Annotated in this window: 21 protein-coding genes and 1 other annotated feature; of the genes, 7 read left to right on the top strand and 14 right to left on the bottom strand. The window is 49.7% G+C overall.

Features of this window, described 5'->3' with window-relative positions; all coding sequences use genetic code 11:
• Nucleotides 1-23 precede the first annotated feature (23 nt).
• The gene (locus DW720_RS04060; RefSeq protein WP_107000520.1) at nucleotides 24-701 is read right to left on the bottom strand and encodes a F0F1 ATP synthase subunit A; all 678 of its coding nucleotides are present in this window, start codon (nucleotides 699-701) and stop codon (nucleotides 24-26) included.
• Between the two features lie 383 nt (nucleotides 702-1,084).
• Between DW720_RS04060 and DW720_RS04055 the strand changes: the two genes are divergently transcribed.
• On the top strand, nucleotides 1,085-2,029 hold the full coding sequence (locus DW720_RS04055) for a LysR family transcriptional regulator (RefSeq protein WP_118491623.1): 945 nt from the start codon (nucleotides 1,085-1,087) through the stop codon (nucleotides 2,027-2,029).
• A 68-nt stretch (nucleotides 2,030-2,097) separates the two neighbouring features.
• On the opposite strand, the gene DW720_RS04050 is transcribed toward DW720_RS04055, so the two are convergent.
• A complete protein-coding gene (locus DW720_RS04050; protein WP_181357208.1) occupies nucleotides 2,098-2,763 on the bottom strand; it encodes a Crp/Fnr family transcriptional regulator in 666 nt (221 codons plus the stop codon).
• A gap of 244 nt (nucleotides 2,764-3,007) precedes the next feature.
• Here DW720_RS04050 and DW720_RS04045 point away from each other — a divergent pair, with 244 nt between their 5' ends.
• Entirely contained in the window at nucleotides 3,008-4,954 is a 1,947-nt protein-coding gene (locus tag DW720_RS04045) for a DEAD/DEAH box helicase (RefSeq protein WP_118742900.1), read from the top strand.
• Nucleotides 4,955-4,963: 9 nt separating this feature from the next.
• Here DW720_RS04045 and DW720_RS04040 read toward each other — a convergent pair whose 3' ends face one another.
• Nucleotides 4,964-5,281: an EamA family transporter gene (locus DW720_RS04040; protein WP_182427962.1), complete on the bottom strand. Its 318-nt coding sequence runs from the start codon at nucleotides 5,279-5,281 to the stop codon at nucleotides 4,964-4,966.
• A 165-nt stretch (nucleotides 5,282-5,446) separates the two neighbouring features.
• On the opposite strand from DW720_RS04040, the gene DW720_RS04035 reads away from it, so the two are divergent.
• On the top strand, nucleotides 5,447-6,814 hold the full coding sequence (locus DW720_RS04035) for an NAD(P)/FAD-dependent oxidoreductase (protein WP_022359067.1): 1,368 nt from the start codon (nucleotides 5,447-5,449) through the stop codon (nucleotides 6,812-6,814).
• Between the two features lie 130 nt (nucleotides 6,815-6,944).
• Here the strand turns inward: DW720_RS04035 and DW720_RS04030 are convergent, their stop codons facing one another.
• Together DW720_RS04030 and DW720_RS04025 are read right to left on the bottom strand one after the other, a co-directional pair.
• The gene (locus DW720_RS04030) at nucleotides 6,945-7,307 is read right to left on the bottom strand and encodes an MGMT family protein (RefSeq protein ID WP_022359068.1); all 363 of its coding nucleotides are present in this window, start codon (nucleotides 7,305-7,307) and stop codon (nucleotides 6,945-6,947) included.
• A 2-nt stretch (nucleotides 7,308-7,309) separates the two neighbouring features.
• A complete protein-coding gene (locus DW720_RS04025; protein ID WP_117796187.1) occupies nucleotides 7,310-9,067 on the bottom strand; it encodes a SulP family inorganic anion transporter in 1,758 nt (585 codons plus the stop codon).
• A 313-nt stretch (nucleotides 9,068-9,380) separates the two neighbouring features.
• Nucleotides 9,381-9,635: a binding site (T-box leader), on the top strand.
• A gap of 113 nt (nucleotides 9,636-9,748) precedes the next feature.
• On the opposite strand from DW720_RS04025, the gene DW720_RS04020 reads away from it, so the two are divergent.
• A complete protein-coding gene (locus tag DW720_RS04020; RefSeq protein ID WP_118742901.1) occupies nucleotides 9,749-11,485 on the top strand; it encodes a carbon starvation CstA family protein in 1,737 nt (578 codons plus the stop codon).
• Between the two features lie 336 nt (nucleotides 11,486-11,821).
• Nucleotides 11,822-12,424, top strand: coding sequence for a bifunctional phosphoserine phosphatase/homoserine phosphotransferase ThrH (thrH, locus tag DW720_RS04015; RefSeq protein WP_022359071.1), 603 nt, complete (start codon nucleotides 11,822-11,824; stop codon nucleotides 12,422-12,424).
• Nucleotides 12,425-12,529: 105 nt separating this feature from the next.
• Here thrH and DW720_RS04010 read toward each other — a convergent pair whose 3' ends face one another.
• The 5 genes from DW720_RS04010 to DW720_RS03985 all read right to left on the bottom strand — a co-directional run bounded on the left by DW720_RS04010 (nucleotide 12,530) and on the right by DW720_RS03985 (nucleotide 17,789).
• Entirely contained in the window at nucleotides 12,530-13,555 is a 1,026-nt protein-coding gene (locus DW720_RS04010; protein WP_347560698.1) for an NrtA/SsuA/CpmA family ABC transporter substrate-binding protein, read from the bottom strand.
• Nucleotides 13,556-13,718: 163 nt separating this feature from the next.
• The gene (locus DW720_RS04005; protein ID WP_118523920.1) at nucleotides 13,719-14,423 is read right to left on the bottom strand and encodes an ABC transporter ATP-binding protein; all 705 of its coding nucleotides are present in this window, start codon (nucleotides 14,421-14,423) and stop codon (nucleotides 13,719-13,721) included.
• Nucleotides 14,410-15,198 carry an ABC transporter permease gene (locus DW720_RS04000; protein ID WP_118742937.1) on the bottom strand — a complete coding sequence of 263 codons (789 nt, stop codon included), beginning with the start codon at nucleotides 15,196-15,198 and terminating at the stop codon, nucleotides 14,410-14,412. Before DW720_RS04000 ends, DW720_RS04005 begins: the two co-directional genes overlap by 14 nt.
• Before the next feature lie 73 nt (nucleotides 15,199-15,271).
• Nucleotides 15,272-15,916 carry a hypothetical protein gene (locus DW720_RS03995; protein ID WP_118293482.1) on the bottom strand — a complete coding sequence of 215 codons (645 nt, stop codon included), beginning with the start codon at nucleotides 15,914-15,916 and terminating at the stop codon, nucleotides 15,272-15,274.
• Nucleotides 15,917-16,391: 475 nt separating this feature from the next.
• A complete protein-coding gene (locus DW720_RS03985) occupies nucleotides 16,392-17,789 on the bottom strand; it encodes a sodium-dependent transporter (protein ID WP_118749278.1) in 1,398 nt (465 codons plus the stop codon).
• A 312-nt stretch (nucleotides 17,790-18,101) separates the two neighbouring features.
• Here DW720_RS03985 and DW720_RS03980 point away from each other — a divergent pair, with 312 nt between their 5' ends.
• Together DW720_RS03980 and DW720_RS03975 are read left to right on the top strand one after the other, a co-directional pair.
• A complete protein-coding gene (locus tag DW720_RS03980; protein ID WP_022359077.1) occupies nucleotides 18,102-18,371 on the top strand; it encodes a hypothetical protein in 270 nt (89 codons plus the stop codon).
• A 29-nt stretch (nucleotides 18,372-18,400) separates the two neighbouring features.
• Nucleotides 18,401-19,450 carry a transglutaminase domain-containing protein gene (locus DW720_RS03975; RefSeq protein ID WP_118749277.1) on the top strand — a complete coding sequence of 350 codons (1,050 nt, stop codon included), beginning with the start codon at nucleotides 18,401-18,403 and terminating at the stop codon, nucleotides 19,448-19,450.
• Nucleotides 19,451-19,684: 234 nt separating this feature from the next.
• On the opposite strand, the gene yqeB is transcribed toward DW720_RS03975, so the two are convergent.
• From yqeB to yedF, 4 genes are all read right to left on the bottom strand, one after another.
• Nucleotides 19,685-20,500 carry a selenium-dependent molybdenum cofactor biosynthesis protein YqeB gene (gene yqeB, locus DW720_RS03970; protein WP_118749276.1) on the bottom strand — a complete coding sequence of 272 codons (816 nt, stop codon included), beginning with the start codon at nucleotides 20,498-20,500 and terminating at the stop codon, nucleotides 19,685-19,687.
• Between the two features lie 113 nt (nucleotides 20,501-20,613).
• Complete coding sequence (locus DW720_RS03965; RefSeq protein ID WP_117796196.1) at nucleotides 20,614-20,844, bottom strand: DUF3343 domain-containing protein; 231 nt, start codon at nucleotides 20,842-20,844, stop codon at nucleotides 20,614-20,616.
• A gap of 16 nt (nucleotides 20,845-20,860) precedes the next feature.
• Complete coding sequence (locus DW720_RS03960) at nucleotides 20,861-22,000, bottom strand: aminotransferase class V-fold PLP-dependent enzyme (protein WP_118749275.1); 1,140 nt, start codon at nucleotides 21,998-22,000, stop codon at nucleotides 20,861-20,863.
• Nucleotides 21,997-22,614: a sulfurtransferase-like selenium metabolism protein YedF gene (gene yedF / locus DW720_RS03955; RefSeq protein WP_118749274.1), complete on the bottom strand. Its 618-nt coding sequence runs from the start codon at nucleotides 22,612-22,614 to the stop codon at nucleotides 21,997-21,999. Before yedF ends, DW720_RS03960 begins: the two co-directional genes overlap by 4 nt.
• Between the last annotated feature and the right edge of the window lie 9 nt (nucleotides 22,615-22,623).

Genomic DNA, 22,623 nt, shown 5'->3' with positions numbered 1-22,623 from the left:
TGTAATTTTCTATTTCTCTTCTATTACTCGATTGATTCCTTGATAAAAAGCCCTGTCAGGAAGACAAATACATACGCCTGAATCAGACCGTCAAAGATATCAAAGTAAGCGCTGAACAATACCGGAAGCCCTACCGGAAGGATGTATTCAATCAATTTCATGATGACGAACGCGCCCAGCACGTTTCCGAACAGTCGCATACACAGCGACAACGGTTTGATAAATACCTCCATGATATTGATCGGTGTCACGATGGCGATCGGCTCTGTAAAGCTCTTTAACCATCCTTTTAAACCTTTGACCCGAATCCCTGCTGTCTCAATCAGCACAATACTCATCAGCGCCAGTGCTGCCGTGACGTTCAAATCCTTGGTTGGCGGCTTGAATCCCAGTATACCAAGCAGGTTCGCCACGCCCAGATACATCAGCACGGATGTCAGATACGGCGCATAGCCTTTTCCTTCCTCTCCGAGGATTCCCTCGCCGATGCCCTGCAGCCACGTAACAGCGTTCTCCAGAAGGAGCTGTCCGCGTCCGGGATGTTCAACTTTCAGACCGTGCGTCACAATCAGTGAAACCACGAGCACCACTGCCATCATGATCCATGTAACCACAACGGATTCTGATATGCCGATCCCGCCAATTGTAAAGGCTGTCTCACAGTTCAATTCCTTGATCAGGGTCGCACCCAGATCTCCCATACTGTCACTTCCTCTCTCCGGGTTGTTCTCCCGCGGCTGCCCCGGCTATTTTTCTTTCATTTCCCGATGCCGCCACGTGTTCTAGTTACTGTTCACGCATATGTGCCCAGTAACGTTTTCTCCTGTGTCTCCACATTCTTCCCGTCTGTTCCCGATCTTACTCCCGGAAATACAAATGGTAAAATTATATTTTTTTCCTATATCCATAGATAAAATGAATGGTGATAATTATTGGTAATCGTTATTGTGGCTGGACATTTCTGGAAAAATACGATAAAGTGTGACTATATTTGGTAAATACACGTACAGATATAAAATCAGATAAACACTGTTTCAATCAGGCAGAAACAGTCCGACATACAGAAAGGATTTCAACTACATACATGGACATCAGTTTCGACTACTACAAGGTTTTCTATGAGGTGGCTCGATGCCAGAATATTACCCAGGCGGCTTTGAATCTCTGCCTCACGCAGCCAACCGTAACAAAATACATTCATAATTTAGAAGATATGCTTCAGTGCAAACTTTTCAACCGCTCCCAAAAAGGCGTGACCCTGACCGATGAAGGGCGGATCCTGTTCCGCCAGATCAACCGTCCCTGCCAGCAGATGGGACGAGCGGAAGAGCTTTTAAAAGAATACACGAACAGTCAGAGCGGCAAGGTTTCGATCGGTGCGAGCGAGCTGACAATGCGCTTCTTTCTGCTTCCTTATATTGAACAATTCCAGCAGCGTTTTCCGAATGTGACCGTGCAGATTCATTCCAACTCTGCGCCGATCACCGCTTCTTCCTTAAAGGCCGGGGAAAATGACTTTGCCGTCATCATTTCTCCGATCCACGAGATCATGAAGGATCTGGATCTGGTTCACGTGATGCCGGTTGCCGAGTTCCAGGACATCGTCATTGCCGGAAACCGTTTTTCCGAGCTGCAGAACCGCACACTCTCCCTTGAAGAGCTCTGTATGCACCCACTTGTCAGCATGGAGTCCGGCACAACGACGCGGCTTTTTTGGGACAATCTCTTTGAGGAACAGGGGCTGGATCTGCGCCCGAGCATCGAAGTTTCTTCCAACGACCTGATCGCCCCGACCGTCTCCCACAATCTGGGAATCGGCTTTGTTCCCTCGGAATTTGCCCGGAACTACCTGCTCAACTACCGCGTGTTCCAGCTTCACCTAAATATCCCTATCCCGAAGCGCCAGATCCTCGTCTTGCAAAACCCGATGCGCCCGCTGACGCCGGCGGCACAGGCATTTCTGGATATGCTGAAACAGCCGGTGCAGGAAAGTATAGGGAATGGACAGCCGGTCTTGTTACACCCATAGGGATTTTCACTAAAAATACCCTGTCGGTCGGATTTTAATGCTCCTGACAGGGTATTTTTGTTTGTAATCTACAAGCTTCTAACCTCTTCATATAAATGAAAGTGATTTTTTCTAAATTCCAGAAGCCCTTCCCGCTGCATTTTCCCCAGCTCTGCCGACAGCGCCGACCGGTCCACACCCAGATAGTCGGCGAGCTGCTGGCGATTGAATGGGATATCAAATCTCTCGCTCTCATTTTTTACCGCCTGATCGGAGAGATACGACAGAAGCCGTCCCCGGATGGATTTCGACGATGTATTGAAGATCCGACGGGACAGCTGCAAGTTTTTCTGCGCCGAGATTGCAAGCAGATTGCGGATAAGCTGCGTGTGATGTCCGCAAGAATTGGGACACTGCGACAGCATTTTTCCAACATTTAAAAACAGCACTTCCGTCACCTCCGCTGCAAACACATCGACCAGCAGCTTTTCCCCCGGCACGCACGCATATGTCTCCGCAAAAATCTGTCCCGGTTCTACCCGGTCTAGAATGCTGCGGTTGCCCCACAGATCATCGTTGACAATCATCACACTTCCGTGCATCACCACACCCAAAGATGTGACCGTATTCCCCGCACGATAAATCATTTCTTCTTTTTCATAACTGCGTTCCTCCGCCCCCAGACAGGACAGCATCTCCCCGATTCCGGATTCGCCCGCGCCTCGAAACAGGGGGCTGCGGCTTAGAAGTTGCATTTCGAAGGGAGTTAAATTCAGGCTGGCGCCCGTTTTATAGTTTGATGCCATATAGATGTTGACCTTTCTGTTTTAACTAAGTGTTCTTATTATATCAAATATTTTTATATTTTTCTGCAATCTGATTTCCCGTTCTTGCACATCCATACAACTTCTGCGATAATAGAAACATTCCTATATCAAATGAAGCTTTAAACCAGAAGATTTATCGGACAGGATATTTACATAAAGAGGAGACTTTCAAATGATCGAGCCAAACCAGCTTCTTCAGACATATATCCGCCAGTATCAGGCGGCAAGCAAGAAAAAAAGAAAGACCAGTTCCCGCCCCCGCGATCTGAACGAGCGGACCAACCGGCTGTTTAAAACACTGAAACGCACCAAACCGACACAGGTCACCAGCCTCTCGCTGGAGGAATGGCACCGCCAGATCAAAAATCTGGCTTATTTTGCGTACCGTTCGCACAACGATGCTGTCACAAAGCTCATTGAAACCAGCCTGCTGCCACAACTCATCCGCCTGGATGAGGCAATGTTTCTGCCCGCCCAGCGCGATGATATTTCCGTGGATTTTCTGAATTATCTGGAAACAGAATTGGATGGTCAGCTCTGCACGCAGACACTTCTGGAGCTTTACCAGATCTATAAGCGCTACGTCATCCAGTATAAAATCATGGATCTCGTCCCATCCCGTCCAGAGCTGGAATTTCCGGAAACTATGGCGATGAACCGCCGTTTCATTCTCCACATCGGACCGACCAACAGCGGCAAGACATTTCACGCGCTGGAACGCTTAAAAACAGCAAAAACGGGCACTTACCTCGGTCCGCTGCGCCTTCTGGCGCTTGAGGTATATGAAAAAATGCACGACTGCGGCGTCCCCAGCACCATGCTGACCGGTCAGGAGTGTATCGCCGACGATGACAGCCGGATCACAGCTTCGACGATCGAGATGGCAGATTTCTCCGAGGAATACGATATTGCCGTGATTGATGAGGCGCAGCTGACCGCCGATCCAGACCGCGGGCATTGCTGGACAAAGGCGATTCTGGGACTGAAAGCCCACGAAATCCATGTCTGCATGAGTCCCGCCGCTGAATCTGCTGTCACACACCTGATCCATCTATGCGGCGACAGCCTTGCCATCTGCCGTTATCAGCGCAAAACTGCACTCATCTGTGAGGACACGCCATTTTCCTTCCCGGAAAGTGTTCTTCCCGGCGATGCACTCGTCGTATTTTCAAAAAAATCCGTGCTGGATGTGGCGGGACGTCTGGAAGAAGAAGGTATCAAGGCAAGTGTTATATACGGAAGCCTGCCGCCGGAGATCCGCCGCCGCCAGATGCAGCTTTTTACCAGCGGCAAAACCAAGGTGGTCGTCGCCACCGACGCGATCGGCATGGGACTCAACCTGCCTGTCCGGCGTATCGTATTTGTCCAGACCCAGAAATTTGACGGTACCACCCGACGCGGTCTGTCCGTACCGGAGATCAAGCAGATCGCCGGACGCGCCGGACGCTTCGGACTCTTTGACACCGGCTACGTCAATGCGATGGGGCAGGAATCCCTCGATTATATCCGGGAACAGCTTACTCAGGAGGAGGAACCGATCGAAAAAGTCAGCCTCGGTTTCCCGCAGATTCTCCTCGATCTGGACGAGCCGCTGGACGTTATCATCAAAGTCTGGAAATCCGTTGAGCCGACACCTCCGTTTGAAAAGGTCAGCGTCGATGAGATTTTAAGCCTTTATGCGCAGGCAGAACGCCACAGAGACGATATCTACGGATTCGATGACAAACGGATTCTCTACCGCATGATCAGCTGTCCCATCGATATCAAGGATCATCAGGTTGTCCTGCAATGGCTGCGCTACTGCAAGGATTACCCGGCGGACAAACGCCTGAAACACCCGGACAAAGGCGCCGGTTCCAAGCTGGGACTGCAGAAATACGAAACGTATTACCGCAAGCTCGATCTCTACTACCAGTTCTCCCACCGTTTTGACAAGATCATCGACGAGGACTGGCTCGAACAGGAACGCAGCCGCACTGAGGGTACGATCATGCGGTATTTGTCCAAGGGCAAAAAAAGCTACATCGCCCGCTGCCAGCGCTGCGGACGGATACTGCCGGTTGGATATCCGTTTAAGATTTGTGAGCCGTGTTTTCATCACAGTTCCATTATCGATTAGCCCCTGATTTTACCGTTTTATTTTCCGGCTGTTCAACACCACCAATGCTGTAAAAATCAAAAGAATGCCCAGCACATTTTCAACCCGCAGCATTTCTCCAAATACCACAATCCCAGCCACAGCTGCCACCATCGGCTCAGCAAACGCCAGAACCGAGGCTTTTCCTGCCTCCATCTGGCGGAGTCCCAGTGTGTAGCTTACAAACGGAAAAAAGGTAGATACAAGTCCCAACGCCAGCCCTTTGCCAAGAAGCGCCGGAGAGGTCATCAAGCTCGAAAACACCTCTGGTAATTTTACAAAGGGAATCAGGCTGATGGTTACAGCCATAAAAAAAGCTTTATTCTGAGGTGATGATATGATAACGGAAGATGCCATGACGACATGGGGGATACTGTTTCGGGGCAGCGCATGACGCGCTGCCTATTTTTTCGAATTTATGCTATAATACAGAAAGAGGGAATCAAATTTCAGGAAAATAAGGAGAAGTTCAATATGTATGATGTGTTAATTATCGGCGCCGGTCCCGGCGGTATCTTTTCTGCCTATGAGCTGATGGAACGTAAACCGGATTTAAAGATCGCTGTTTTTGAGGTAGGACATCCGCTGGAGCACCGTAAATGTCCCATTGATGGTGATAAGATCAAGTCCTGTATTCACTGCAAATGCTGCTCCATCATGAGTGGATTCGGCGGAGCCGGTGCATTTTCTGATGGAAAATACAACATTACCAATGATTTCGGCGGCACTCTCTATGAGTATATCGGAAAAAAGACAGCCATTGAACTGATGGAATATGTGGATGGAATCAACCTTCGTTTTGGCGGGGAGGGCACGAAGCTGTATTCCACTGCGGGAACAAAATTTAAGAAAACCTGTATGCAGCACGGCCTGCATCTTCTGGATGCTTCGGTCCGCCATCTGGGTACGGATATTAATTATATTGTTCTGGAGCACCTCTATGATCATCTGAAGAATAAGGTGGATTTCTATTTTGACTGTGCCATCGAAACCGTGGAGAAAACGGAGAAGGGTTACAAGGTTTACAGCGATGATACAACCTTTGAGGGTACGAAATGTATCATTTCCGCCGGACGAAGCGGCAGTAAGTGGATGCAGAAGGTATGCAAGGATCTGGATATCCATACGAATTCCAACCGCGTGGATCTGGGGGTCCGGGTTGAGCTGCCGGCTGAGATCTTTTCGGATCTTACGGATGAACTCTATGAGAGCAAGATCGTGTATCGCACGGAAAAATACGAGGATTACGTGCGCACCTTCTGTATGAATCCCAAGGGAGCTGTGGTAAATGAGAATACCAACGGCATCGTAACGGTAAATGGTCACAGCTACGAGGATCCTGCAAAGCAGACCCATAACACGAACTTTGCCCTTCTGGTAGCGAAACATTTTTCAGAGCCCTTCAAGAATTCCAATGAATATGGAGAGAGTATTGCAAAACTCAGCAACATGCTGGGCGGTGGCGTAATTGTGCAGCGTTTTGGAGACCTGATCCGCGGAAAAAGAAGCACGCAGCAGCGAATCAATGAATCTTTTACGGTTCCAACCCTCAATGCGGCTGCCGGTGATCTGAGCCTGGTTCTCCCAAAACGGATTCTGGACGGTATTATCGAGATGATTTATGCCCTGGATAAGGTGGCACCGGGTACGGCGAATGATGACACGCTTCTCTATGGAGTGGAGGTAAAATTCTACAACATGGAGGTGGAAGTGGATCACAACCTGATGACCTGTCATGATGGACTCTACGTCATCGGTGACGGCAGCGGTATTACCCATTCCCTTTCCCATGCATCTGCCAGCGGTGTCTATGTGGCACGGCAAATCGCGGAGGCAATTTAATAATAAACGGTCAGAAATGTCTATTAAAAATGGATAAGATGCAGCCCCTATCGTCTGCCATCTTATCCATCTCATTTCACTTCTTTAGCTTACCAACATCTCATTCAGATGCATTTTCCTTGATTCCCACTCAGATCCCCAACTTCCGAAACAACGCATACAATTCTTCTGCCTCGTCCATCGAAGGTTTCCATCCATATTGTTTCAAATCGACGCGGTCGCCGTCCTCGGTGGAGTCCACCCGTATTCCATCCTGTTCCAGCAGTTTTTTCTGCTGTCCCGGATAGTCGAACGCCGCTGCGCCGCTTAGAAAGCCCTTGGAATTAATCACCCTGAATGCCGGGACATCGCCCAGGCGGTTGGTGCGGAGTGCATATCCCACCTGGCGGGAATGGCGCGGCGCACCGCACAGGAGCGCGACCTGACCGTAAGTCGTCACGCAGCCGTCCGGAATGCGCCTAAATACTTCTTCCATTCTCCGATAGATGTCCATAATTATTTCCCCAGCACCTCGTCCGCATGATCAAGTGCTGCCTCGATATTCGGGCAGAAATGATCGCGTCCGATCATATCCACAAATCCTGCCTTCTCCATCACGTGCATCGGCTGCTCGTTGACATGGGACAAAATCAATGTAACGCCGTTCTTCTGGCAGCGCTCATAGAGGGCAACCATCGAATTCATCGCTGTACTGTCAACTGCCGGAACGGCACGCATACGAAGAACCAGGCATTTCGTCTCCTCGCGGGTTTCAATCTGGTTGATGCGGTCTGCTGCACCGAAGAACAGCGGTCCTGTAATCTCATAAACAGCCAGTTCTCTCGGAATCTCCCGCAAACGTGCCTGTTCTTTCATGGCTGCTTCTTCATCTTCTGCAGCTGCCGCTAAGAGCTGTGCCTCTTCCACTGAAAGCTCTTTTCCGGCTTTTTTCGCTTTTCTTACTTCCTGCTCTTTGCGCTTCTGCTCCTCTACTTCTTCGACATAGAGCCAGCTTCTGACGCCCGTCTCATCGCTCATCCGCTTCATAAACAGCAGGCAGGATAACAGCATACCGATCTCGATCGCTACAACCAGATCGAAGATAACGGTTAAGAAGAAGGTCATCACCAGAACCGCAATATCACTCTTCGGAGCCGTCTTGGTCAGACGGACGAAGGTTCTCCACTGACACATATTGTAGGCAACCATAAACAAGATTGCCGCGATGGTCGGCATCGGGATCCAGCTTGCACACGGCATCAGAACTACCAGAATCAGAAGCAGGACAACCGCATGAACCATGCCTGCAACCGGGGTACGGCCGCCATTTTTGACATTGGCTGCGGTACGCGCGATCGCGCCCGTCGCCGGAATACCGCCAAACAGGGCGGAAATAATATTACCCGCGCCCTGTGCCACCAGCTCCGTGTTGGAACGGTGTTTTCCGCCGATCATGCCGTCCGCTACCACGCAGGAAAGCAGAGACTCAATCGCCGCCAGAACTGCAATCGTAAACGCATCCGACAGGGAACCCTGAATCACATCGTAGCTGAACACCGGCAGACGGAACGCCGGAAGCTTGTTGCTGACCGTGTAAAGGTCGCCGATCGTATTCACATGCAGCGGCAGGAATTTTACCATTAAAATACCTGCAATAACCGCTACCAGCGATCCCGGAATTTTTTCCGTGATCATCGGCATCACGATCAGAATCGCCAGACACACCACGCCGACGATGATCGCGTGCAGGTTGACACTTCCGAATCCAGCCGCGAACGCTTTCAGCTTCTGCATCGTCTCGATCGTCTCCATGCCTGCCGGATAGGTTACGCCAAAGAAATCCTTCAACTGACCGATGACGATCGTCACCGCGATACCGGAGGTAAAGCCGGTCGTGATTGTAAACGGAATAAACTTAATCAGTGAACCAAAATGGCAGAATCCCATGATAACCAGGATAATACCTGCCATGATCGTCGCAACTGCCAGTCCTTCCACGCCGCTCTTCGCCACGATACCTGCCACGATCGTTGCAAATGCCGCCGTTGGACCTGCAATCTGTACCTGGCTGCCGCCTAAAAATGAGATCACAAATCCGGCTGCAATCGCCGTGTAGATACCCTGTTCCGGACCTACACCCGAAGCCAGCGCCAGCGCGATCGAAAGCGGCAGCGCGATGATCGCCACGATGATACCCGCTACCACATCTGACATCAGCTGTGCGCCGGAATACTTCTTCAATGTTGTAAACAACATTGGACGTATTTTTTCCATACCTCAAACTCTCCCTTTTTCTTCCCAATTTAAACAAAAAGTAATTGTCAGCCCTAAAAAGAACCGACAATTACCTATTATACAGCAAAATAAGGGGGTGTCCAGTTTTTTCGAAGTTTTAACACAGGAATGCTTCCGACTTGTTACTGGGCACGTATGCGTAAACAGTAACTCAGACTTCTAGATAAGCAGTTGTTAAATTTCTTAGTTGTGATTTTTTTGTCAAAATGACGGATTTGTAAAATTTCTGTCACAAACTTCCGGCTATTTTTTCGATTGACTTTCCTTTAAAAAAGTCTATAATTCGTACTTATAAAAAGCATTGAGCAGGACACGATTTCCAATTCTCCACGTTTTCAGAGAGCTGCCGGGCGATGAAAGACAGTAACGCCGATGGAAATTATCCCCTGTGAGCTGATCGGACAAACGCATGCAGGATACCAGTAGTCCGGTTCGGATTCCTACCGTTAAAGAGGAACATATTCAGAATGATGGATATGGCTGAGAGATCGGCTTTACAGCCGGTAAAAGAAGTGGTACCGCGGATGCTTATGCCTCCGTCTTCTTGAACTTTTAAAAGTTTCAGGAGGACGGAGGCTTTTTTGTTTCCCCGCTCCCGAAACTCCGGCAAACTGCCGGGACACTAAAAACCATTTGACCTATGGGAATGGAGGTATCTTTATGAACACATTAGTTATCGTAGTTATCGCAGCCTGTTGTCTGGCGGCTGGTTATCTGCTCTACGGCAGATGGCTCGCCCATAAATGGGGCATTGATCCAAACGCCAAAACACCGGCCGTCACAAAAGAAGATGGTCAGGACTATGTTCCGACCGATGGCTGGGTTGTATTTGCCCACCAGTTTTCATCCATCGCCGGTGCCGGTCCTGTCACCGGTGCTATTCAGGCGGCTGTCTTTGGATGGGTTCCGGTCTTTCTCTGGATCATCCTCGGCGGCATCTTTTTCGGCGCTGTTACCGATTTTGGTGCCCTGTACGCCAGCGTTAAAAATGAAGGCAAATCGATGGGACTTCTGATTGAACAGTACATCGGCAAAACCGGTAAAAAGCTGTTCCTTCTGTTCTGCTGGCTCTTTACTTTAATTGTAACCGCCGCTTTTGCCGACATGGTTGCTGGTACATTCAATGCATATGAGACGATAGACGGCGTGACCAGCTTATCCGCCGCCGCAACTGTCAACGGCGCAGCCGGAAGCATTTCCCTTCTGTTCATTGCCTTTGCCGTTGTATTTGGACTGATTCAGAAAAAGGCTCAGTTCCATGGCTGGAAACAGACCTTGCTCGGACTTGTCTGCACGGTAGCTGCTTTCGTCATCGGCATGAACTGCCCACTCATTACCACCAAGGCGAACTGGTCCTACATGGTATTCGCTTACATTTTCCTCGCAGCCGTTCTTCCTATGTGGCTTTTGATGGAACCGCGTGACCTGATGACAACCTTTATGTTTGCCGGTATGATTATCGGTGCCGTCGTTGGACTGCTTGTCGCACATCCGGCAATGAACCTGGCGCCTTACACTGGTTTCCACAATGAGAAATCCGGTGACCTGTTCCCGATTTTGTTTGTAACCGTTGCCTGCGGCGCCGTATCCGGTTTCCACAGCCTGGTTTCCTCGGGTACTTCCTCCAAGGCAATCACCAATGAAAAGGATATGCCGAAAGTTGGCTTCGGCGCTATGCTTTTGGAAAGTTTACTGGCTGTCCTGGCTCTGTGCGTTGCCGGTGCTGCCGCTTCCGCTGATGGCACGCCTGCAACCGGTACTCCGTTTGCTATCTTCTCCTCCGGTGTTGCCGGATTCCTGGAGATGTTCGGAATCCCAGTTTACGCTGCCCAGTGCTTTATGACGATGTGCGTCTCCGCACTTGCCCTGACAAGCCTGGATTCCGTTGCACGTATCGGACGTATGTCCTTCCAGGAGCTGTTCAGTGTCGATGACATGGAACACGCCGAAGGATGGAGAAAGCTTCTCTGCAACAAATATTTTGCAACGGTTATCACCTTGGTATGCGGCTACATTTTAACCCAGATTGGCTATTCCAACATCTGGCCGCTGTTTGGCAGCGCCAACCAGCTGTTAAGCGCCCTGGTTCTCATCACCCTGTGCGTCTTCTTACGCGTCACCGGCCGTGAAAACCGCACGCTGCTGGTTCCACTGGTTGTTATGCTGTGCGTTACCTTCACCGCACTCGTTGAGCGCTGCATCGCACTGGTAAAGGCTTACAATGCCGGAACCGCTGTCTTTATGGTAGAAGGACTGCAGCTTATCATCGCGGTTCTGCTGATGGTTCTGGGTGTCATTATTGTGGTTCATTCCGGTAAAGTACTGTTTTCGAAATCGACTGCTTCGAAGACAGAAAACGATAAAAGATCTGAAATGAATAAACCGGCGCATTGCTAATGATTTCATCAAAATCAAATTATAACCCGACTATAGGTACCAAAAAGGGAGTCTCTCGCTCACGAAAAGAGACTCCCTTTTTTGGTATTTTTTAATTCTATTGATAACCACTCTGCTGCTATATGATGCCAACTCTTCACTTCTGAATCTTTCTCACCGCGAATAATTGGCACTTTTGTTACTGTTCACGCATACGTGCCCAGTAACGCACTTTTTTCTATTCTTTCATCTTTTCTCAAATTTCTCTGGTATTTCCCCTGCATTTCGTCTATAATAGAAAGCAAATTTTTCAACCGAACACAGCGCTGACAGGCGTTGTATCAGACAGGAGGAGACATGGATATTGTATGTTTAGATCTAGAAGGTGTATTAGTGCCGGAAATCTGGATCGCATTTGCTGAAGAAACCGGAATCCCGGAGTTAAAACGCACCACCCGCGATGAGCCGGATTATAACAAACTGATGAATTACCGTTTAAACATCCTGCGCGAGCACGGACTGGGACTCAAGGAAATTCAGGAAACGATCTCTAAAATTGATCCGCTTCCGGGCGCAAGGGAGTTTTTAGACAAATTAAAAGAAATCACTCAGGTAATCATCATCAGCGATACCTTCTCCCAGTTTGCCGGACCTCTGATGAAGAAACTTGGCTATCCGACCATCTTCTGCAACTCTCTGGTTGTCAGCGAAAATGGTGAGATTACCGATTTTAAGATGCGCTGTGAGAAATCCAAATATACAACCGTCAAAGCACTCCAGTCCTGCGGCTTCGAGACGATCGCCAGCGGCGACAGCCACAACGACCTCGCCATGATTGAGGCAAGCAAGGCGGGCTTCCTCTTCCGCACGACGGAGGAGATCAAGGCAGAATATCCGCAGATTCCGGCCTATGAGACGTATGATGAGCTGTTAGAAGCGATTAAAAAGGTATTAGCGTAAACATTCCGTATTTTCATAATTGCATATGCAATCGTAAAAGCAGCCCCCGGAATCCACACTCCGGGAGCTGCTTTTCAATCGTTTATCCTCTCAAATGTTCACTGATTATTTTTCAATAAATAACTGTTTTACATCAAATGCCTCGTCGATCATGCCGGATTCATACATGAAATCAGCGGTCTTCTGGAAGCCTTCTTTGTCATCATCTGTGATCTCGGTAGAGAAATCATAGAGATCGTACATACTCTTCACCGCATCGACATCCAGATCCAGCTCATCGGCTACGATCTGCATCGTCTCATCCGGTTTTTCTTCCATGAAATCAGCAATCTCGGTCTGTGCTTCTTCCAGCTTCTCGATGATCTCCGGGTGCTCGTCATAGAATTTCTGTGTCACTGCCACTGCAATGATCGCCTTAATCAGGCCTTCGCCGTCGGCTACCAGGTGGTAACCCTGCTGCCCTGCATTGTAAGCAGTTGCGCCAGCAACCAGAGCCACGTCTACACTGCCGCCGTCCAGACCTGCTTTTGCATCCGGGATCGACATATTGACATAGTTGACGTCGTCGATCGTCATGCCAGCCGTTGCCAGATAGGAAACGAGAAGCTCATGCAGGTTGGTTCCGGTCGGTCCTGCGATTGTCTTTCCTCTCAGGCTTTCCGGCGTCGTCAGGGACTCATCCTTAGAATACATACAGAATGCCTTCGGAGAACGGCTGTACATATTTAATACCTTGATATCCGCTCCATTTGCTGCAGACAGAATCACCGAAGTACCGCCAACCGCATACAAAACCTGCACATCGCCGGAAGCCAGCGCCTGTGTCTGATCTGCCCCGGAGGTCAGCTCCGCATAATCAACCTCAATCCCCATATCGCCAAATGTTTTTTCAAAAATACCCTGATTTTTCTCGATGATCGTCGGCACATTGAGCGGAGAAGTTACATACGTAAAGGTCAGCTTATCCAGATCAGATTCTTTCGCTGTCTCCTCCTCGGCTGCCGCCTCCTCTGCGCTGGTTTCTGCCTCTGCCTGCGTGCTCTCAGCCGCATCTTTTGTACCGGAGCAGCCTGCCAAGGAAGCTGCGGTAAGGCAGAGTGCCATTCCCATTGCCATCCATCGTTTCATCATAATCGTTCCTCCTCTAAATAAAATGTAAATTATTGTAACTGTTCAGTAGGTCTGCGCATTTACTGCGCTGACTGTACGAAAACATGGGCCAGCAGGCAAAAATCCCATTGCCGTAGGCAATTTTTAATGGATTTTTGCGCGTGACTGTGAAGGCACTGAACAGTTATAAATTATTTATAATATCCCTTTTCAGGGTTATCATCTCATCCTCCAAAAGATTCCTCTCTTCCTGCGGCGCCTTGACCTCATAGAGCGCTTTGACCATGCCCTTTTCAATGACCGCAATCTGGCTTCCCAGAATCAGTGCCTCATCGATGCTGTGCGTCACAAACAGAATGCTCGCACTGCGCTCCTGCTGGACGCGCAGAAGCTCTTTCTGCATCTGTTCCCTTGTAAAATAGTCAAGCGCGGCAAACGGCTCATCCATCATGATAAAGGTCGGCTCATACGCCAGCGCCCGCGCGATCGCCGCCCGCTGCTGCATTCCGCCGGAGAGCTGTGCCGGATATGCTTTTTCAAATCCAGATAATCCGACCGTGCGGATAACCGCCTCTATTTTCCCCGGATCTGTCTCCTTTTTTGAAAGCCCGAACACCACATTTTCCCAAACGGTCAGCCACGGCATGAGGCGCGGTTCCTGAAAGACAAATGCCGTCTTATGGGCGCTCTCCCAGCGGATCTCTCCGCTGTCCGCCGTCTCCAGTCCTCCGGTCAGCCGCAGAAGCGTCGTTTTCCCGCATCCGCTCTGCCCCAGAATCACGGTGATTCTCCCCGCCGGAAGCGACAGGTTGATCCCGTTTAAAACGGGAATCTCCCGGTTATCCACCCGGTATGTTTTATGAATATCAATCAGTTCAATTCCAGCCATTTTCCCCGGATCCTTTCAGCACAAATCCTATCATCCATCCAAACAGGCGGTCCGTCACATATCCGACTGCCCCGATCACCAGAATCCCCACGATCACCTTGTCGGTCCGCGACATCTGCTGTGCAAATAAAATCATATGTCCAAGCCCGGTGGACGCCGCCACCATCTCCGCACCGATAATGGCGCGCCAGCTATAGCCAAGCCCGATCCGCATTCCGACCAGAATATCTGCCATCGCATAGGGCAGAATGATGCGGAAAAATTTGCGGCGCTTCGAGTAGCCAAACATATCGCCCACTTCCAGAAGTTTCGAATCGCACCCGGTAAATCCCTTCACGATATTTAAGTACATCGGGAAAAAGGACGCCAGCACAATAATCACCGTCTTCGTCGTCTCTCCGATTCCGCACCAGAGAATCAGCAGCGGAATCATGCTGAGCGGCGGGACATTGCGGAAAAACTGCACAATATACTCATAGTAAACGCTGCTGCCCGGAAACAGCGCCCTGAACATTCCCAGCACAAAGGCACACAGGAACGCAATCGCAAATCCCTTCATGACACGCAGGAAACTGATTGAAATATCCCGCCACAGTTCCCCGATTTTCACCATTTTTAAAAAGCTCGTCCACACCCGCGCCGGGGACGGCAGCACATACGCACTGACCATCTCCATGCGGCAGACCAAATACCAGATCAGAAATACCGCTCCGATTCCCAGCGCCGGACCGAAGTATTTCTGCCAATTATCCTTGAATTTCTTCGTTTCTTTCATTCTTCCCATTCTTTTGCCGCAATTCATGCATTTTCCGCTTCTTCAAGCGTTTTCCATGAACCGCAGCTTTCTCTCACTCTGTCTGCACGCCATCCCCGTGATGGCATCCATCCTTACAATACAAAAGTTCCAGCAGATCCGCCTGCTTCCAGCTTCCGCTCTCCACATATGCCCGGATTTTCTCCGGACTGCTGACACTCTCTACCTTCGCCGCCTGTCCATCTTTCCGGCAGATTCCCGCAAAATACCCCGGCGGAATCGGGCTGTCTTCGATCGCCCGGACGCGCACCTCACCGCCCGCCAGACGATTCCATGCGATAAACCGCGTATTCTCAAGTCCCAGCGAATTTCCAAGCACCGCAAGACTCTGGCATGGCGTCGTGATGATCTTCTCCCCATCCGCCAGATCCGGACGCGTGCTTAATTCCCGCGCACAGTGAAGTAAAATCGGCTCGATCGGGGCAACTTTCAGGTTTTCAATTCCAGATTCGTTTTCCGGCTCCTTCTGTATCTCTTCAAGCAGCCGAACCGCCTCCGGACAGCGCGCATCCGCAAGCGTCACGCCCGCCCGCAGACTAGCTTCATATCTTTCCCGGACGATCCGTCCCCAATCGCCCCGGCACTCGACCCGCGTCAGACCATGCCGTTCTAAAAAACGCTTCAGCGAATCTTCCTCACACATCCCGGCAGAAACCGGATTTATCCACAAATACTGCATTGTTTCTCCACTCTATCCAATCAGGCTGCCTAGCTTTCACACCTATGCACCTAGTTTACTTCGTTTTCACGTTCCCTGCAAGTTAGTTTTTTCTAACTAGCTTATCATAGCAAAAAATCGATATATTGTCCAGTTTTGATTGTAAACTTTTACAATTTTATAAGTTGACACTAGCCGGTAAAAATGATAAAATCGGTTTTAATGATTCCTATTTTCATACATCTTTAATGGGTTTTGTTCCGAACGGATTCCTGTTTTTATTGAATCCTATAAAAAAAGCAGGCGGACAGGGCATCAAAGATACAATTCAGGCGATCGAAAATGCCGGATATACCTATAAGATCGAGTCGGATGACCGTGAGGAATAATGAGACACTTTCAAACAGAGCGTCTTTTCATGGGACGCTCTTTCTATGAAAAAAGTTTTTAACCAGTTCACATATTTACCGTGAAAACCAGCTAAAACCATTTTTCATTACAGCATATTAATAAACCCGGTCGATACCAGGAAAAGAACCAGCATGACAGCCGGCACAATATACCGGATTAAGAAGCTGTACATACCTGCTCTTGAAAAATGTTCCCCATTTTTCTCGACTTCTTCCACGATCCACTTCGGTCCGACCACCCATCCGATCAGGATGCTGGTTAAGAAGGATATGATCGGCATAAGGAAGCTGTTGCTGATATAATCCATCACATCAAGCAGCTGTCCGGTGGAATCGTTCGGCAGCTTCAACTCAAAATACAGAATATTGTAGCCCAGACAAATGAGAACTGCCGTGATCAGGGAATAGATTCCGACCATCACACACATCTGTTTTCTCGTCTTTCCAAACACTTCCATGCAGTTGGCAACCAGCGTTTCCATGACAGAAACGCAGGATGTCAGCGCCGCAAAGCCAAGCATCAGGAAAAATGCAAGTCCCACGATATGACCGGCGCCGCCCATCGCCTGAAATACCTTTGGAAGCGAAATAAAGGTCAGACTCGGACCGGACGCCATGCCGTCGCGTCCTAAAAATACAAAGACCGCCGGAATAATCATCATACCGGACAGAAGCGCCACACCTGTATCAAAAAATTCAATCTGGTTGGTCGCCTTGTTCAAATCGATCTCATCTTTGACATAAGAACCATATGTTACCATAATTCCCATCGACACACTCAGTGAGAAAAAGAGCTGGCTCATCGCATCCAGCAGTACTTCCAGAAATCCTTTTACCGTCAGTCCCGTAAAATCCGGGCGCACGTAGACGAGGAATCCCTGTATTCCCGTCCGGACCGTCCCATCCGCGTCCGTGTAGGAAAGCGTCAGTGAAAAAATCGCGATTCCGATGACTAACAGGATCAGTCCCGGCATGATAAAACAGGAAAATTTCTCAATTCCCTTCTCCACACCTCTGTATACAACCCAGATTGTGAGCGCCAGAAAGATTCCCGTGAAAATCAGCGGCGCATTCTTTTCCGTGATAAACGATGTAAAATATCCGTCCTCGGCCACATCCCTGCCGGATGTCGTCAAATACTCAAAGAAATATTTCGTGATCCATCCGCCGATGACCGAATAATACGTCATAATTAACATCGGAACCAGAAACGTCAGGTATCCAACAAACTTCCACTTCGGATGCAGCGTTCCAAACGCCCGCAGCGCATTCTCCTTCGTTCTTCTGCCGATCGCCACATCCGTCGTCAGAAGTACAAATCCAAATGTCGCCACCAGCACCAGATACACCAGCAGGAACAGTCCGCCTCCGTCTTTCGCACATAAATACGGAAAACGCCAGATATTTCCTACACCGACGGCACTTCCGGCTGCTGCCAGCACAAACCCCAGCGAACCGCTGAAGCTGTTTTTCTTTTTTGCCATTTACTTATAACCCCCGTGATTGTAACTTTTATGTCCGTCTCCCGCGGACATAGACAGCTTCTATTCTACCTGTTTTTATTAGAATTACAAGTATCTGCCAGCAATTTTCCCCTCAAATTTCCCCCCCTCCCGCTTTTCTTCCCAGCCGTCCCATCGTTACTGTTCACGCATCATGCCCAGTAACGGAATTTGCCGTGGCTTCGCATTTAATTTATTTCCTCCCTTTCTTCTCTACTTGCCTGCCTTATCATCTTCTGCTAAAATTAAAAAGATAAAAACAGAAATTTTCTCATGGAATGAGGCATATACACAATGAACAACAATCAAACATTCCCGCGTCTTTGCCGGGTTTTAGAAATATACGAAGCCGATTTTGGCTGTGAAGAACGCCCGGACGGACAGGAAACGATGGTCTGTGTCCGTCTGCTGGACACAACTGAAAATGCAAACCTCTCAGAGCATCCAGAATATACGATACGCACCGCGGATCAGGCACTCTATGATGCCGGAATCGATGAGGGCGATCGCGTCTGGTTTGACCCGGAATCCGGGCAGATTGAGAAAGCGGCTGAATCACACTAAAATATAAAGAGTTACAAAGGAATATCAAAATGGAACCATTTTACTATAATCACATGAACAAGAATCAGCAAGCCGCCTACCGCGCCATGCAGCAGGGGCTTACCAATCTCTCCGACGAATTTCAGATTCCGCGCCTGGAGGGAAAGGATTTAAGCAATGTATTTTTTGAACTGCGGCTCGATCACCCGGAGATTTTCTGGGCTTCCGGCTTTAAATATAAGTATTACCCAGATTCCCCGAACCTGATCCTGATACCGGAATACCTCTTTGACAAGGGCAAGATCCGCGAACATCAGAAAGCGATGGGCGCCCGCGTCGAAAAACTTGCCCGCCCGGCAATGAAGCTGACTGAACTGGAAAAAGAACGCTATATCCACGATTTTATCTGCGAACACGTTCACTATGACAAATTAAAAAAGCCCTACTCCCATGAGATCATCGGACCTCTGGGACAGGGCGTCGGCGTCTGCGAGGGCATCGCCAAATCGGTCAAAATTCTTTGTGATACGCTCGGCATCTGGTGCATGATCGCGCTCTGCGGCAATAACCCTGAAAAGGGCATCAAATACCGCCATACCTGGAACATCGTCAAGATCGGGAAAACGTACTACCATCTGGACGCTACCTTCGACAACAGTCTCGGCAAATGCAGCCAGACAGGGGAGGAAATCCGCTACGATTACTTCAATCTCGACGACAAGGCGATCTTCCGCGACCACGAACCGCTCATCGCCCCGGCGCCTGCCTGCACGGACAGCGATCATTTCTACTACAAAGAAAAGAAACTCTCCTTTACCAAACAAGAGGATGTATACAAACGTTCTCTCCAGGCTGCCAAGAAAGGAAAAACTCTTACCTTCCACTGGCGGGGCGGCTATCTGACCAAAGAAGTCTTACGGGAACTCCTGGATCTTATCGAAAAAGCCGGAAGCGAACGCCAGAAAACAGCCCTAATTAAGCTTAACTGGCCCCAGGCAGTTCTGCGCGTCCGCTACACCGATGAGGCCATCCAGCCGATTGTCACCATGGAGGAAGCAAATGAAGGGGAAGAAACCCCGGAAGGCACAGCGTCTTTATAGTTCGCTGTGCTTTTCCGCGGAGCATTTTTGTGTCATAGGACGAAGTTTCCTATGACATGAAGATTCTAACAATCATAGGGATCATCTTCCAAAACCAGAGCCTGAAGTTTATCAAAGCTGCCTGCCAAAGGAGCTTATCCAGAAAGTTTTACGCTGTTTTTTTGCTATACGTCAATGATTAGGATGAAATTTCTTAGAATTTTTCTCAAAGGAACTATTGCTATAGTCTCTCTTTTACTTCCATAACTGGGCACACACCAACTCCAGTACACTTCCCGCGATACATCTCGCCTTGTCCGAGATCAGAAAACAGTTGGAAAGTTCCTCTTTTCTCGGATCGACATCTGCTACCTTGAAATGTTCCGTCACCAGATAACCATCCCGCAAAAGACCTCGCAGAATGCCCGTGATCTGTGTCTGAACCAGAAGTTTCGTTCCGTCCTCCTGCCAAATCTCCGCGATCGTGTCCCCGGCTTCAACGCTATCACCGATCACACGCACATTTTTGAAAATCCCCGCTGCCTGCGCGTGAATCACCCGCTCTGCACCGTATCCACCGATCACGCCCGGAATCCCCGTATTCGGGATTGCCGCACCCTCGCGGATAATTCGCCCAAGCCGGTGACCGCGCTTTGTCTCCACCACAACATCCACATCCTCACCTGCCGTAAAGCCCGGACCAAGTGCAATCGTGAGCGGTGCCATATCCCGGCGAGTTCCAAGATTTCGCTTTGCCAGAATCGCATCGATCACAACAGCCGGTTTCAGCGCTCCAATCGACACGCCTTTCGGATCAATCAAAATCGGCACGCTATTTTCCTGCCAGACCGCTTCTGCCTCCTCATATCGATCAATCCGGACAGCACGAAGCCCCTCGACCTCAGTTGTTTTTGTATAAACCGCCTCACACAGAGCTACCTGTCGCCGGATCGCCGCCGGATTTTCAATCTCCAGCACCAGCACACGAAGCCCTGCCGCCCAGAGCCGATGAATCGTCCCAGTTGCCAGGTCACCGCCGCCGCGCACAATAATTAAATCATCTCGTTTCATGAGGATGCCTTCTCCTATCTCACTTTTGCTACTATTATTTCCATTACCTGTTTATGCAGCTTCTTCTTCAAATAATTTTTTGATTGTGTTTTCTGCTTTTAGAGTAATTCTTTTTACTGCCACACACACGACACCTTATCATAAACAGAAGTGTCTATCCGTCCGCTCCACTGCTCCCACTCTTCCGGACGCATCCGCCACGCAAGACCACAGCCGGCAGAAATCTCCCTCGGAAGTGGAATTAAACGTCCCGGAATGCCCGTTTCCATACATCGTTTTTCCCATTTCATCGCCGCCACAGTTGTCTGAAAGGACAGTACGATAAATGGATGTTTTTCTCTCATACTACCAATTTCTCCCCTACGCTTCCTCTGCCAGTGCCCGAACTGCTTCTGCTGCCCTCTCAATCTCCTCTTCCGTATTAAAATGCGAAAAACTGAACCGCACCACTCCCTGACCGACCGTTCCAATCGCCCGGTGCATGAGCGGCGCACAGTGTGCCCCCGCGCGGACGCAGATGCCGTATTCTTCCCAGAGTGCATCCGCCACACGTGCCGAATCTTCCCCGGCAAAGTTGAGGGAGACGATCGGCGCATGACATTTTTCTGCCGGAGCTCCATACACAATGATGCCCGGAATTTCCTTCACCTGTTCGTAAAAACGGCGTGTTAAATCCCGCTCCCGTTTCTGCAATTTCTCGATCCCCTGATCCATCCGGTAACGGATGCCTGCCGCCAGCCCCGCCAGACCATGGACATTGAGCGTCCCGGCTTCGAGTGCCGTTGGCATTTCCTTCGGATGGTGTTCATCATAACTGTGAATGCCGCTGCCGCCAACCAGAAGCGGTTCCACCGAAAGTCCCGGCTTCACATACAGCCCGCCGGTTCCCTGTGGTCCCAGAAGCGCCTTATGCCCGGTAAAACAGAGCACATCGATTCCGAGCTTCTGCACGGAAAACAGTTCTTCCCCTGCAGTCTGCGACGCATCCACAATCAGAAGCAGTCCATTCTGTTTAACAAACGAAGAAATATAGGAAAGATCCGTCACATTTCCTGTCACGTTGGACGCGCCGGTAATTACCACCGCACGCGTCTCTGGGCGCAGAAATGCTTCCAACTCTTCATATTTTAGATTTCCACGCGCATCCACACCCACAAAACTAAGCGTCGCTCCCTGATCACGCAGACGGTAAAGAGGGCGCAGCACCGAATTATGCTCACAGACCGTCGTGATCACGTGATCGCCCGGACGAATCAGCCCGGAAATGGCTATGTTCAGCGCCTCCGTTGCGTTTGCCGTAAAGGCAATCCGCGACGCATCTTCCGCATCGAACAATTCTGCTGCTGCCGCACGTGCCCCGTACACCAGTCTTGAAGCATGTAAGGTTGCCTCATGCGCGCCGCGCCCCGGATTTCCTGCGGTGCGAAGCGCCTCAAGGACTGCCTGTTCCACCTGCAGCGGCTTTTGAAGCGAAGTCGCCGCATTGTCCATATAAATCATGGTTTTACCACATTTCCAGCGCCCAGCATTTTTTCAGCGATGACATACATGTTGGTTACACCGCCGACTGCCAGCTTCTCGGTCAGGCCATAGAAATTCAGGCAGGTGCCGCAGGTCAGGATCTCCACACCTTCTGCCTCCAGTGTCTTCAGATCCTCCAGCATCGGAGATCCTTCACAGGTCAGACTGGCTCCGCCGTTATAGAAAAGAATGGTTTTCGGCAAGTTGTCCTGCTGGGTCAGGGCAAATGTAAATGCCTTCAAAAGCGTCTTTCCAAGTTCCTCACTGCCCTCGCCCATCTTATCATTGGCAATCACAACCACGGTATCGGTACGGCTGTCCGGAATACAGGCTTCGCCTTCGGCTCCTGCCTGCGCTTTTTCCTCTTCTGTCTGTTCACCCACCGTAAAGATAACCTGATATTCCTGATCCGCCAGCTTCTTTGCACTGCTCTGATAGCCCTTCTGCTCTGCCATTTTCGTCAGATTCTGAACTGCAATCTCATTATCCACCAGCACTTCCACCTGTCCGGCACCCGAAAGTTCCTCTATCGCGTGTTTTGCCTTTACGACCGGAATTGGGCATGCGTCTCCTCTTGCATCTACTTTCTTCATTTCTGTTTC

The organism is Clostridium sp. AM27-28 (assembly GCF_003480955.1).
Classification (GTDB): domain Bacteria; phylum Bacillota; class Clostridia; order Lachnospirales; family Lachnospiraceae; genus Otoolea; species Otoolea fessa.
The sequence above is the reverse complement of the archived record's forward strand: the minus strand, read 5'-3'. Positions and strand labels throughout refer to the sequence as shown.